At 48.9% G+C, this 13,195-nt stretch carries 11 protein-coding genes; 9 read left to right on the forward strand and 2 right to left on the reverse strand.

Annotated elements, in window-relative coordinates; genetic code table 11:
* The first annotated feature begins 65 nt into the window (after positions 1 to 65).
* Entirely contained in the window at positions 66 to 1,532 is a 1,467-nt protein-coding gene (locus BWI97_RS05725; RefSeq protein ID WP_146010878.1) for a lipopolysaccharide assembly protein LapB, read from the forward strand.
* 45 nt (positions 1,533 to 1,577) lie between these two features.
* Here the strand turns inward: BWI97_RS05725 and BWI97_RS05730 are convergent, their stop codons facing one another.
* Positions 1,578 to 2,393 carry a TIGR02757 family protein gene (locus BWI97_RS05730; protein WP_094814563.1) on the reverse strand — a complete coding sequence of 272 codons (816 nt, stop codon included), beginning with the start codon at positions 2,391 to 2,393 and terminating at the stop codon, positions 1,578 to 1,580.
* Positions 2,394 to 2,595: 202 nt separating this feature from the next.
* Here BWI97_RS05730 and BWI97_RS05735 point away from each other — a divergent pair, with 202 nt between their 5' ends.
* The 4 genes from BWI97_RS05735 (at position 2,596) to BWI97_RS05750 (ending at position 7,790) form a co-directional block, all read left to right on the forward strand.
* A complete protein-coding gene (locus BWI97_RS05735) occupies positions 2,596 to 3,426 on the forward strand; it encodes an Fpg/Nei family DNA glycosylase (protein ID WP_094814561.1) in 831 nt (276 codons plus the stop codon).
* Between the two features lie 159 nt (positions 3,427 to 3,585).
* The gene (nagB, locus tag BWI97_RS05740) at positions 3,586 to 5,526 is read left to right on the forward strand and encodes a glucosamine-6-phosphate deaminase (RefSeq protein ID WP_094814559.1); all 1,941 of its coding nucleotides are present in this window, start codon (positions 3,586 to 3,588) and stop codon (positions 5,524 to 5,526) included.
* A gap of 164 nt (positions 5,527 to 5,690) precedes the next feature.
* Positions 5,691 to 5,990, forward strand: a complete 300-nt coding sequence (locus tag BWI97_RS05745) for a hypothetical protein (protein ID WP_094814557.1) — start codon at positions 5,691 to 5,693, stop codon at positions 5,988 to 5,990.
* 186 nt (positions 5,991 to 6,176) lie between these two features.
* On the forward strand, positions 6,177 to 7,790 hold the full coding sequence (locus BWI97_RS05750) for a Na+/H+ antiporter (RefSeq protein WP_102200323.1): 1,614 nt from the start codon (positions 6,177 to 6,179) through the stop codon (positions 7,788 to 7,790).
* A 96-nt stretch (positions 7,791 to 7,886) separates the two neighbouring features.
* On the opposite strand, the gene BWI97_RS05755 is transcribed toward BWI97_RS05750, so the two are convergent.
* Positions 7,887 to 8,774, reverse strand: a complete 888-nt coding sequence (locus BWI97_RS05755; RefSeq protein ID WP_094814553.1) for a PorP/SprF family type IX secretion system membrane protein — start codon at positions 8,772 to 8,774, stop codon at positions 7,887 to 7,889.
* 196 nt (positions 8,775 to 8,970) lie between these two features.
* Here BWI97_RS05755 and BWI97_RS05760 point away from each other — a divergent pair, with 196 nt between their 5' ends.
* The 4 genes from BWI97_RS05760 (at position 8,971) to BWI97_RS05775 (ending at position 13,182) form a co-directional block, all read left to right on the forward strand.
* On the forward strand, positions 8,971 to 9,678 hold the full coding sequence (locus BWI97_RS05760) for a head GIN domain-containing protein (protein ID WP_102200324.1): 708 nt from the start codon (positions 8,971 to 8,973) through the stop codon (positions 9,676 to 9,678).
* A gap of 37 nt (positions 9,679 to 9,715) precedes the next feature.
* The gene (locus tag BWI97_RS05765; RefSeq protein ID WP_146010879.1) at positions 9,716 to 10,894 is read left to right on the forward strand and encodes a sensor histidine kinase; all 1,179 of its coding nucleotides are present in this window, start codon (positions 9,716 to 9,718) and stop codon (positions 10,892 to 10,894) included.
* The gene (locus BWI97_RS05770; protein ID WP_102200326.1) at positions 10,891 to 11,604 is read left to right on the forward strand and encodes a LytTR family DNA-binding domain-containing protein; all 714 of its coding nucleotides are present in this window, start codon (positions 10,891 to 10,893) and stop codon (positions 11,602 to 11,604) included. The genes BWI97_RS05765 and BWI97_RS05770 overlap by 4 nt, the downstream gene beginning before the upstream one ends.
* Before the next feature lie 582 nt (positions 11,605 to 12,186).
* Positions 12,187 to 13,182: a galactose oxidase gene (locus BWI97_RS05775; protein ID WP_233207763.1), complete on the forward strand. Its 996-nt coding sequence runs from the start codon at positions 12,187 to 12,189 to the stop codon at positions 13,180 to 13,182.
* Positions 13,183 to 13,195: the final 13 nt, after the last annotated feature.

Raw genomic sequence — 13,195 nt, forward strand, 5'->3', positions numbered from 1 at the left:
CCAATTTGAACGAACCCGTCGAATTTTCGACGGGTTTTTTTGTACCAGCTTCAGCCCATTCTCCCATGAAACGAATCTTATTTCTTCTACTTTTCCTTCCAGGCTTTAGTCAGGCAGCCGATTTTGAATGGACGCCCCGTGTACAGCAGGCTTATCTGGACATTTTCAAACTCAAACTGAACAAAGGTCGGCAGGAACTGGCTCCCGAACTGAAAACGAACGGGGTAGCCCTGTATTTGGATGATTATGCCGATATGTTGTCGCTGCTGCTCACGGAAGATCGGAAGGCGTACGAAAGCATGGAAAAAAACGGTGAGAAACGCCTGCAACAGCTGGAGGATATGGACGAAGATTCACCCTGGAATCGCTGCCTGCGGGCCGAAATTCGCTTACACTGGGCCTTTGTAAAAATCAAATTCGGCAAGGAAGTGCCGGGAGCCTGGGATATTATCAAAGCGTACAAGCTGCTGGATGAAAACGCCCGAAAATTCCCGCAGTTTACGTACAATAAAAAAGCCCTGGGGATGCTGCACGTGCTGATCGGATCGACGCCCGAGAGCTATCGCTGGGTAACCAAACTACTGGGATTACGGGGAAATATTCAGCAGGGGTTGCAGGAAATTCACGCCGTGACGCAGAAAGAACCCTTGTTTCGGACAGAGGCTCAACTGATTGAATACCTCATGCAGGGGTATATACTGCGATTGAGTGGTCGCGAAGTGACGGATTTCCAGAAATACCTGACTCAGAACAGTGATAACTTACTGATTCAGTTTTTTGGCAATTCCATTCTGATGAAAGAAGGACACGGGGAAGCCGCATTGGCCCTGGCTCAAAATCGTCCCAACTCACCGGAATACTTGGATATACCTTTTTTCGACTACCATATCGGTGAGATCCTCTTACAAAAAGGCCAGTACGCTCACGCAATTGCCGCTTTTCAGCAATTCCTGAAACAGCATCCTGCCGGAAATTTCGTTAAAGACGCGACCTATAAACAGTACCTCTGCTACGCTCTGGCGGGTGATGAAGCCAAAGCCCGAACCCAGTATGAGCGGGTGAAAACGATAGGGCAGGCCCATAATGAAGCCGACAAATCGGCTCAAAAAGCTTGTAATGCCGCGTACCAGCCTTTGATCGATACGCAAAAACTGGTACTCAAAGCTCGTTTTGCCGGTGACGGCGGCTATTATGAAACGGCTTTACAAAACCTCAAGAACACCTCAGAAGCTCAGTTTTCGCAGCCCTACGACCAAACGGAGTACAATTATCGCAAAGCCCGTATTTACCACAAGATGAATGATTTCGTAACGGCTATTCCTTTATATGAACGGGCTATTGCTCTGGGCGAAGGACAAAACTGGCATTTTGCTCCGTCCTCCTGTCTGCAATTAGGATACATTTTTCAGTTACGCAACGATAAGGCCAAAGCCAAGAGTTACTTCGAGAAAGCCATTAGCTACAAAAAACACGAATACAAAAACTCGGTAGACGGGAAAGCCAAGGCGGCTCTCACCGAAATGGGGTACTAACAGGTATAAGGAATTCCTTTTGCAGGCAGTTGCCAGGGAAATGGTTTACATCTCACCCTCTACACCCAGACCGAACAGAGCAAAATCATACTTCACCGGATCGCTCGGATCGAAGCGACGCAGGTGATCCGTTAACTCCAGAGCGGCCTGCCAGTCGGTATTGGGTCGCTGCAATAAGCCTAGCTTTCGAGCTACCCGTTCTACGTGTACATCGCAGGGACAGACGAGTGCTGCCGGTGACAAACGATTCCAGATTCCGAAGTCTACGCCATTCGCATCTTTCCGGACCATCCAGCGGAGAAACATATTGAGGCGTTTGCACGACGATTTGCGGGCGGGCGTGGCCACGTGTTTACGCGTACGGGCCGGAGCATCTTCCAGACCAAAAAACACTTCATGAAAACGGACCAAAGCCTGTTCGGCTGGGAAGGCCGGGTGCCGCTCGGGCTGGGGTAGGGCAAGCGATGCGGGTACGAAAGCCTCTTCCAGGGACGCGTGTTCTGCGTAAAACTGCTGGAAAAAGTGCAGGAAGTAGAGGGTATCCGTAGCGTTAAATGTACGGTGTTTGAAGTGTAGAAAAGGCTTCAGATCAAGGGGTTGATGATTCCGGACGAAATCATACGGAGCCCCGTCCATGAGCCGAATCAGCTCGTTACACTTGTTGATAATCGTCTTCCGCTGACCCCAGGCCAGTACCGCCGCCCAGAATCCCATAATTTCAATATCCTGTTGCTGCGAAAACTGATGCGGAATACTGATGGGATCGTTCGGTATAAAATTCGGTTGGTTGTATTGCTGTACTTTGCTTTCGAGTAAGTCGTATAACCAGTCTGCGGAATGGGTTTTTTCAAAAAGTGCCATACTGCAAAGGTCAGCAAACAATCGCTGATTCCATACCGTTTGCTAGGAAGAGTAAGGAGAAGCTTTGAAACTTGATCAGTCGAGGAGGAGCGACAGTATAATTTCAATCATGCGTCGTTCACTAGCGGACAGTCTTTATCGAAAACATTCCCTTACGCAACCGTCAATCCAAAACTAGACAACCCACATTCATTACGCCGCTATGCCTGAATTACCCGAAGTCGAAACCTACCGACGTTATTTCGAAGCAACCTGCCTCTTCCAGCCACTGGCTGATATTCAGGTAGAAGATACCAAACTCCTGACGACTGATTACGATGTGCTGGTAGCAGCCTTACGCGGCAGGCAGTTCATCGCAACGCAACGCGTCGGTAAAAACCTGTTCGTTGAAACGGACGGCGGTTTCTTTGTGCACTTTCATTTTGGGATGACGGGTGATCTGGCCTACTATCAGTACGATCAGGAGCAACCCCGCTTTGCCCGAATCATCTTTTACTTTCAAAATGGTTATCGGCTTGCGTTCATCTGTCCCCGAAAATTTGAGCGAATTGGGTTAGTGGACGATGTAAAAGCATACCTGCTGAAAAAGCGAATTGCGGCGGATGCACTGGCTATTACGCCAGAAGAGCTGGGTCAGACACTGGCCCGTAAAAAAGCCCTGATTAAACCCGTACTGCTGGATCAGTCGGTAGTGGCGGGGATTGGCAACTGGATTGTCGATGAAGTATTGTTTCAGGCTAGGATTCATCCCGAACGGCTGGCTTCCTCGCTGACGAGCTTGGAAGTACAGGCCTTACACGGAGCTATTCAGAAAGTATTATTAACCGCTATTCAATACGAAGCGAACTACGCCCTGTTTCCGCAGGATTTCATCATTCATGCCCGCGAATGGGCCTTATCGCCGTACCCGGATCAAGGGCAGCATCTGCTTTGCCCACGCTGTCAGCAAATGCTCCAGATCAAACGGGTGGGAGGGCGTACTACTTACTTCTGTCCCGTAGATCAGCCCCCTGTTCCCGTCGCTTTGGGTTGAAATTTGGCTTGTGTAAGGTCTGATTTCCAGCAACTAGGGCCACTGTCTGGTTAATTTATTAAATTTTTTTAAAAAATACGGGTTTTGTCAGGTGGGGAGTACAAGCTTGTCAGGGAAAAGCTATATTTTTGTTGCGTTAACTAAGCCTCCTTCTATAACATGCTGCCCGAAACAGACACGTTGTTAGCTACGCCGACGCTGAACCAGCCCATCGCCTTCGAACGGATTCCTACGCAGATTTATGCTGATTCCAATGACGCATCAGCGGCGGTTGCCCGTGAAATCGCCGAAATCATTCGTTCCAAACAATTACAGGGAAAACCTGCTGTATTAGGTTTGGCTACGGGATCATCGCCTAAAAAAGTGTATGCGGAGCTTATCCGTATTCACCGGGAAGAGCGGCTCAGCTTTTACAACGTCATTACGTTCAACCTGGATGAATACTATCCCATGCAGCCCGACGGCTTACAGAGCTACGTTCGGTTCATGCAGGAGCAGCTGTTTAACCACATTGACATCCCTAAAGACAATTATTTTATTCCCGATGGCACCCTGTCACCGGCTCAGATTCCGGCTTTCTGTCAGGAATACGAACGCCGGATTGATGAACTAGGCGGTCTGGATTTTCAATTATTAGGAATTGGCCGGAATGGTCACGTCGGTTTCAACGAGCCGGGTTCACACGTGAATTCCCGCACTCGCCTGATGACGCTCGATTTAACGACCCGTATTGATGCGGCTCTGGATTTCGGCGGTCTGGCTAACGTTCCTAAAAAAGCTATTACGCTGGGTATTAACCAGATCATGAAAGCCAAGCGGGTAATTCTGCTGGCCTGGGGTGAGCACAAAGCTCCCATGATTCATGAGGCAATCGAAGGCCCCGTGACGGATCAGGTACCGGCGAGTTATCTGCAGGGACATCCCAACGTACAGTTCGTTCTTGATGAATCGGCTGCCGCTGAACTGACCCGCCGCAAAATGCCCTGGCTGGTAGAAGAGGTGATCTGGAATAAAACCATGATCAAAAAGGCCGTTACGCACCTGGCTCTTGCCCTGAATAAACCCATTCTGAAACTGACCAACCGTGATTACAACGACAACGGTCTTTCGGATTTGCTGGCTCAGGTAGGACAGGCGTACGATCTGAATATCGATGTATTCAATCAGTTACAACATACCATTACGGGCTGGCCGGGTGGAAAACCCAACGCCGACGATACGAATCGTCCGGAACGGGCTGAACCGGCTCGCAAACGTTGTCTGATCTTCAGTCCGCACCCCGACGACGATATTATCTCGATGGGTGGTACGTTCCAGCGACTCGTGGATCAGGGACACGATGTACACGTGGGTTATCAGACGTCGGGCAACATTGCCGTAGCTGATGACGAAGCCCTGCGTTTTATTGACTTCGTAGTCGATTACAACCGTCACTTTGGTATTGAAAGCCCCGAAGCTGAGCGAATTTTCAAAGATGCTGCCGAATACCTGCGTACCAAGAAGGATTCGGATGTGGATACCCCTGAAGTTCGTCACGTAAAGGGACTGATTCGGGAAGGTGAAGCTAAAGCAACGTGCCGCTTTGTGGGCAATGGTGTGGAGAATGCTCACTTCATGAAAATGCCTTTCTACGAGACGGGTAAAGTACAAAAGAACCCACTGGGCGAAGAAGACATCCAGATTGTAATGGATTTGATTCGGGAAATCAAACCGCATCAAATTTACGCCGCGGGTGATCTGGCCGATCCGCATGGTACGCACAAAGTGTGTCTGGATGCGGTCATGGAAGCCGTTCGCCGTCTGAAAGACGAAGCCTTCATGAAAGATTGCTGGGTTTGGCTGTACAAAGGTGCCTGGGATGAATGGGCAATTGACCTGATCGAAATGGCCGTACCCATGTCGCCGGATCAGGTGATGAAAAAGCGTCAGGGAATCTTTAAACATCAGTCCCAAAAAGACGGTGTGGTATACCAGGGTACCGACTCGCGTGAGTTCTGGCAACGGGCCGAAGAGCGGAACCAGGCAACGGCGAATTTATACAACAAATTGGGGCTTGCGGAGTACCAGGCTGTGGAAGCTTTTGTACGCTGGAAGTTCTAAGTTAAGCTTACCAAAAATCAACGCGACGACACCCTTAGGGGTTTCGTCGCGTTTTTTATTGGTTTGGTCCAAGGTCGTAAAACCAGTGGAGCGGTTATTTCGTAAGAAACTACGACAGTAGTTTAATTTTTGTACCGCCATTACATATCGATCCACTGTAAGCTATGACCGGAATTTTTATTGTTGCCGCCATTTTTTTTGTCGTCAGTTACCTGATTTTTCTGACCTGGGTATTGACTAAAACCAAGCGTAAGTGCGAATGCCGTGACTGCAAAACATCTATCCATATCGAACGAACCAATCGTCCGGAGGTAGTAAAAAAGCTAGCGGGTTTTATTGCCTTAAAATATTACCGGTGCCGCCACTGTTCGTCCACGTTCTACCTGTTTGAAAGTGTCCCCGACAATGAACCCGTACGAATGAAAACGCGTCGGTCGACTTCGGCCCCCGTCACCAGTATGTAAAATATGTTCTGCGTATATAAAAAGCGGCAAGCCTTTCCACCAAAAAGGCTTGCCGCTTTTTCGTAAATACTGCATAGCTTCCTAATTTACGGGCTAGCAGTCAATCGAAGCGGATTCTTCGACCTTTCTGTACCTTTATATCTCTTCCGCTGGGCCTGTTAATGGGTAATCTAACCATTTGAATGCATGGAAAATATAGAAATCATTGTCTTACTACTATTTGGCGTGACGTTCCTGACGGTCGTGAGTGCTCGTAGGAATTTTCCGCTTCCGATTGCTCTGATCATTGTGGGTTTACTGATTAGCTTTATTCCGGGCCTACCCGTCATTATTCTGGATCCTGAACTGGTCTTTTTTGTCTTTCTGCCGCCGCTACTTTACGAAGCCGCCTGGAAGGCCAGCTGGCACGAATTCAAAGCCAATATTCGACCCATCACCATGGCTGCCGTTGGTCTGGTCGTCTTTACAACCTTGTGCGTCGGCTGGGCCGTACACAGCCTCATCGATGGGATTAGCTGGGCCGAAGCGTTCTTACTGGGTGCTATCGTGTCACCGCCCGATGCTGTAGCCGCTACCTCGGTTACGAAAGGATTGGGCCTGAGTCCGAGGATTATCAGTATTCTCGAAGGAGAAAGTTTGCTCAATGATGCCAGCGGATTGATTGTATATCGTTACGCGTTGGCGGCCATTCTTACCGGGGCGTTCAATATTTGGGAAGCCGGCTACCAATTCCTGCTGGTAGTCGGTATCGGGGTAGGGGTTGGATTGGGCATTGGTTATACGCTGTACCTGATTCACAGAAAATTCGTAACGGAAGCACTGGCCGATGTAGCTCTTACCTTTTTAACGCCCTTTGCTTCATATCTATTGGCTGAGCACTTTCATGGTTCAGGCGTACTGGCCGTGGTAACCACGGGTCTGTATTTATCGTACCGTTCGGCGGATATGTTTACGACCGATTCTCGGGTACAAACCTATGCTGTCTGGGAATTTGTGGGTTTTATTCTGAATGGATTAATTTTCATTCTATTGGGCTTACAAATGAAGATGGTACTGGCAGAGCTGGAATCACTGACTACGCATGGAATCTGGGTACTGATTGGCTATGGTCTGGTGGTGAGTATAGTGGTGATTCTGGTGCGATTTATCTGGCTCACGCCCGCCGCCATTTTGCCCCGCCAGCTTTTTAACCGGAATAACCAACGCGAACTTTTTGATCGGCGTAATCTGGTCGTGATTGGCTGGTCGGGCATGCGGGGAGTCGTATCGATGGCTATTGCTTTGTCCATTCCCCTTACGTTGCCTAATGGAGATCTGTTCCCTAACCGGAATCTGATTATTTTTCTGACGTTCTGCGTGATTATTGTAACACTGGTGGCTCAGGGCCTAACTTTACCCTGGGTGATCCGTAAACTGAAAATGCCCCGATACTCCATTCTGGCCGAGGAATACGAAGTACGCAGTCGGGTACTAAGTGCGGTTATGACGCATATTGAGGAGAACATGAGTGACGTGGATGACGTGGTGCTCAAACGCATCAAGAGCAGCTACCAAAATCGGTTTGAACGCTTGCAACATACGGAGCTTCCCCTACCTGAGAAAGAGCAGAAATTTGCTGAAACGCCGGCTTTGCGGATTTTTAACCTGTTTTCCCGGGTACAATTAGAAGTGATCGAGGTAGAGCGTAGTATTCTTCAGCAATTACACCGCGAGGGTAAAAGCAACGAAGAGGTACTCCGGAAAATCGAATCGGAACTGGATATTGAAGAAACCCGTCTTCAAATTGAGTTGGTGAAATAGCTTAGGGATTCCAATCAATTGCAAAGGTAAGAAGCCAGGGTTTTCGCCCTGGCTTCTTACCTTTGAACCCCGCAAAGGCTCGCCTGGATCAGGGCATCAGAAGTACCGCATTTGGCCCACCTTTCCCGTACCCTTATCAAGTTCGTACCGTAGAAAAAACTGCCAGATCGTACTTTCCTGCGTACTGAAACTGAAATCGCCGCTGTGAGGAGCGTTAAAATCGTAACTGGCTCCGACCCGGAAACGATCGCCGAGTTGTACTTCCGCCGTTCCTAAAATGCCATCTCTGCCGCCCAGGGTCTGAAGTGTACTCTGGTACCAGACGCCAACCCCTACGTTTTTATACCAGAACGTCGCATTGACATCCGCTTTCGTTTGAAAGCCAAGGCCGGGATTCTGGCCGCGTACCAGCGTGGCCGCTTTTAATTTCCATTCTTCCGTCAGCGAGAATACGTAGCCAGCCGTCAGGAAGATTGGTTTAGCCGTAGAGTAATAGTGCGTTTGATTTACTAAATTCTGAGTCGACAGCCCCACGTAGTACACGGGCGTTTTGTACTGAACACCGAAGCCCAAAGTGAAGGGATACGCATTATTGCCCACAAAATTGTTAGGGAGTACGACTTGCGTAATCCCCATTTGTACGCCCGCCGAAAGAATTTCGTTTTCGGAGATCCGGTGCCGATACGCGGCCGTCCCGTAGAAGCCCACGGAAGCTACCGAATACGGATCACGGAAGGCCTGGAAACCAAGAGCCCAGTTTTCACCCACCGGACTATCCACCGTGAAATACTGCGAACTATACGTGTTTTGGAACTGTACCGAACGACGTCGGTTGAGAAAGGTCATGCTGGTTACATCACGCGTACCCGCGTATGCTGGATTAATGGCTAGTTGACTGAAGGGATAGCTACTGTAGGTGCCTTCCATTTGGGCCGAAGCCATCTGACAGACCAGCAGGAAGATCAAAAATAGAAGTGATCGCATCGTTGGTTAGGTGAGTATGGAAAGCGAAAGTAAGGAAGGCAAGCGAGAAATACAGAATCGTCTTTCGAAGAAGTAGACAACGCAGGCGTACTTTATTCCCGTTGGTGCACCGAATGTGCGGATTCATCCGAATAAGGTGGTAAAGAAACAGCGAGAAGAGAAATTTTGCTGCTTCAACGCTCAATCAATTCATGCCATGAAATCGTATGCATTTGTACTGTTTTTGTTTGTAACTACTCTGTTCTCCTGTAGTCGCTGGGAGGACGTCGGCCCGTATGACGAAACCACCGCGGAATACGGCCTAACGAATTTCGATCGTCTTCGGATGGGTAACGCCTTTAAGGTACGGGTCGTACGGGGAAACACGTACCGAATTGTCGCCCGAGGTCATCGCAGCGACGTTCAGGATCTGAGCGTGAAGAAGGTGAATGACAATCTGGAGATTAGTTACAACCACTGGAGCCGCAGCCGGAAACATCCGATGGAAATTGAAATCACGATGCCGGAACTGAAGAAAGCCGAATTTTCGGGAGCTGTCAACGCCCGCATCTGGGGTTTTGAGGACGAAGAGGATTTGGAATTCGAGCTTTCGGGAGCTTCGGACCTAGCCTTTACCGGGAATACCGAACGCCTGCAGGCCGATCTTTCGGGAGCCAGTCGCCTCGATCTGGAAGGTACTACCGAACAACTCGACGTTGAATGCTCCGGAGCCTCTAAACTTCGAGCCTATCAGTACCCCAGCAAACAGGCCAAAATTGATTTGTCCGGAGCCAGTGAAGCCCAGCTTTCGGTAACGGAACAGCTCATAGGTAAAGCCAGTGGAGCCAGTTCGTTACGCTATCGGGGTAATCCTCGTACTAATCTGGATCTGTCCGGGGGCAGTACGGTTTCGCAGGATAAATAGTCCTTCAAAACAAAAATTTAAAATTTATACGAAGCCTTTGCAACGCAGTGCCCACTTATGCGGTATTGGGTTGCAAAGGCTTCGGCTTTTCAAACGTCGAGAAAACCAGCGGACTCATCGCTGGATCTGGGTTTTCGGCCTCCGAAAACAGGATTATGACAAAATCACTGGCGGTATTGAGGACATGACCACTCCGTTTACGATACGAATTTCAGAAGCCCGACGAATGCTGCTACAGGCCGTATTCTGGTGCCTGTTTGTGTTTTGGCCGCTGCTTTTCCGTTCGCATACCGTCCACGTACCCCGGTTTCATCAACCGCCCGACCCCGTGTACATGGCAGCTTTAAACGGACTGGCCGTACTCTTCTTTTACCTGAATACCCGCATTCTGATTCCCCGGTTTCTGGAGAAAAAAGGGCTGAGTATGTATCTGCTGGTGGTGGCGGCATGTGGACTGGTGATGGTCCTGCTTTCGCTGGAACTGCGTTCACTGGCGTTCAGGGCCGATTTGACCGACGTCCGCTTCATCACCGGGACGATCTTTCCCGTACTATTCATTTTTTCGCTAAGCACCACGTACAAGGTCCTGAATGATTTTCATCGGCGGCAGCAGCTGGAAAAGGAACGGGAAAACGAGCGACTGAAGTCCGAACTGAGTTTCCTGCGTTCGCAGATCAGTCCGCATTTTCTGTTTAATATCCTTAATAGCATCGTCTCGCTGGCCCGTTTCAAACCTGAGTCCGTAGAGCCCGCTACCATTCAGCTGGCGGAACTGATGCGGTACATGCTGTACGAATCGGACGAAGCCAAAGTGCCGATGGATCAGGAAATTCGGTACCTGCGGAGTTACATCGATCTGCAAACCTTGCGACTGGGAAAGAAAGTACAGATTGACCTGGATCTGGGAGCCGTTGCCGGTAATTATTCCATCGAGCCCATGTTACTGATTCCCTTCGTGGAAAATGCGTTCAAGCACGGAATTGGAATGATTTCCCGCCCGGCCATTCAGTTACAGCTGCACGTTCGCGAGCGAATGCTGTATTTTCTGGTAAAAAATAAAGTCAGTATGCAACCCGACGACCCTAAAGATCATCATTCGGGTATCGGGTTGAAAAACGTTGAACGTCGGCTCAACCTGCTGTATCCCAATCATGACCTTCAGATTCGGGAAAACGAGGGTTGGTACGCCGTTCAGTTAACCCTTGAATTGTCATGAATAAAATCCGCTGCGTAGCCGTAGACGACGAACCGCTGGCTCTGGAATTACTGGCCGATAACATTCGGAAAGTGCCCTATCTGGAACTGGTAGCCACGTGTGAAGATGCCCTGGAAACGCTGGAAGTACTCCAGAAAGAGGCCGTCGATCTGGTGTTTATGGACATTCAGATGCCCGGATTGACGGGGACCCAGTTTTTGAAATCGCTGCAACAGCGGCCACAGGTCATTTTTGTAACGGCCTATGAACAGTACGCCCTAGAAGGTTTCAACCTCAGCGTGCTGGACTATTTGCTTAAACCGGTACCGCTGACGCGATTTTTGCAGGCGGCCGAAAAGGCCAAGGATTATTTCGCCCGCACCCCCAGTACAGGGCCGTCGCAGGAGGAACATTTTTTCGTACACGCCGATTATTCACTGGTGAAAATTCAGATTCCTACCATTCTGTACATTGAAGGACTGAAAGATTACGTAAAGATTCATACGACTGTACACGCCCGCCCGGTCATTACCCGGATGACGCTCAAGAATCTGGAAGAGCTACTGCCGTCGCCGGCTTTTCTGCGGGTACATCGCTCGTACATTGTGGCTACCGAGCGGGTTGATGCCATACGTAAACTGAAACTCACCGTTGCTGGAAACAGTATACCCATGAGTGAACAGTACGTACCACAGATTTACGAAACCTTGCAGGTGAGTAAACACGCGTAGCCAGAAAATATTGCTAAGATTCGTTTCGGGCATACACGATAGGCGGGCGACAGGCCGTTAGTAATGAAGTTCTTTTAAACGAACAGCGGCTTTTCGGGTGATTTTCCGAAAAATAAAGCGAAAAATCGGAATGATTTCAGGATTTAAATAATTGGGAAATAGGAAGGGAAATACGGCTTTGAATCGCGAAGACTGCGGTTTTTATCGTTGAAATCAGGGTTTTTTGGAAAAAGCACCTGAACGAGAACGGTGAAAAAGCTTCGCGTTTGGTTCAGCTTTTCGACTAGCCATTTTATTTCCTAGAAATAGACCTCTATTTTTGCGTTTTTATTGGGCAGAAAAGCTGGTACGCCAACCGAAACTACCCCAACAAGAATCAGACGTAAGCAGTCATTTTAAATAATTCCGGATCAGAACATGGAAGGTCATTTTGAATACGGACGACAAACAGACCTCCACGGATTCATTAATCAAACTTTATTCTCATACCGCTAATCATTCATGAAACGGTTTGAATTTTCTATGATGTCTCTTTTTTCAAATCCCACCTCTGTGCGTAGTACTTCTCGCGGATTCCGGTCAATGAACCGTTCCTTAATTGCCATTGCCGGTCTGGCTGTCCTGGGCTTTTCCTGCAAGGATAGCAACAACGATGAAAGCGTGATGGGCAACTGGAAGGCTGAATCTCCTTTCGAAGGCGTAGCCCGTAGTGGTGCTGCCAGCTTTGTAATTGATACAGCCGCTTACATTTCAACAGGTTCGGATAACAATAATAACCGCTTGGCTGATTTATGGGAGTACAATGGACGTACCTGGACCCAGAAAGCTAATTTCCCCGGTGCCGGTCGGACGGGTGCTAGTGGCTTTGCCGTTGCGGGCAAAGGTTACGTAGGCTTAGGCCAGCTGCAGGGTGGTGTATATGTGAAGGATTTCTATTCGTATGATCCAACGGCCAATAAATGGACCAAGATTGCGGATTATATGGGAACGGGCCGTGTAGGAACGGTTTCCTTTAGTGTCAATAACAAAGGCTACGTAGGAACGGGTTTCGACGGTAATAACCTGAACGACTTGTATTCTTACAATCCCACTTCGGCAACCTGGACGAAGGAAAACAGTTTCCCGGGTGCCAAACGTGAAGGTGCGGTAGCCATGGTAATCAACAACCTGGTTTACGTGGGTACGGGTACGGGTAATGCTCAGACGTTACGTGACTGGTGGGAATTCAATCCCTCCAATGGAATCTGGACCCAGAAGAAAGATTTCACGACGGACCAGTCAGCCATCATGCGTAGTTATGCCAGCTCCTTTGTTATCAATAACCGGGGTTATTTGTTAATGGGTGTAAATGGCGATTCGAAAGTATGGACTTATGATGCGGCTACGGATACTTGGGCATCAGACTATGAGTACACCAACACGAACAATAAGTTTAGAGCTGCTCCCAGTGGCCGTTCACGGGCGGTAAGCTTCAGCATGAAAAACTTAGGATACATTGCGACGGGTGCTGCTTCTACAACCCGATTAGACGATATCTATTCCTTTAATCCTGCTGCTGCTCGCGAAGTAGTTGAGTAGGACTAAAGTAAAG

Source organism: Siphonobacter sp. BAB-5405 (genome assembly GCF_002872335.1).
Lineage (GTDB): Bacteria > Bacteroidota > Bacteroidia > Cytophagales > Spirosomataceae > Siphonobacter.

Coding starts and splice junctions, on each gene's coding strand:
- BWI97_RS05730 (WP_094814563.1), bottom strand. CDS start 2,393: ATGGCACTTTTTGAAAAAACCCATTCCGCAGACTGGTTATACGACTTA.
- BWI97_RS05735 (WP_094814561.1), top strand. CDS start 2,596: ATGCCTGAATTACCCGAAGTCGAAACCTACCGACGTTATTTCGAAGCA.
- BWI97_RS05760 (WP_102200324.1), top strand. CDS start 8,971: ATGAAATCGTATGCATTTGTACTGTTTTTGTTTGTAACTACTCTGTTC.
- BWI97_RS05775 (WP_233207763.1), top strand. CDS start 12,187: ATGAACCGTTCCTTAATTGCCATTGCCGGTCTGGCTGTCCTGGGCTTT.
- BWI97_RS05750 (WP_102200323.1), top strand. CDS start 6,177: ATGGAAAATATAGAAATCATTGTCTTACTACTATTTGGCGTGACGTTC.
- BWI97_RS05745 (WP_094814557.1), top strand. CDS start 5,691: ATGACCGGAATTTTTATTGTTGCCGCCATTTTTTTTGTCGTCAGTTAC.
- BWI97_RS05725 (WP_146010878.1), top strand. CDS start 66: ATGAAACGAATCTTATTTCTTCTACTTTTCCTTCCAGGCTTTAGTCAG.
- BWI97_RS05770 (WP_102200326.1), top strand. CDS start 10,891: ATGAATAAAATCCGCTGCGTAGCCGTAGACGACGAACCGCTGGCTCTG.
- BWI97_RS05755 (WP_094814553.1), bottom strand. CDS start 8,774: ATGCGATCACTTCTATTTTTGATCTTCCTGCTGGTCTGTCAGATGGCT.
- nagB (WP_094814559.1), top strand. CDS start 3,586: ATGCTGCCCGAAACAGACACGTTGTTAGCTACGCCGACGCTGAACCAG.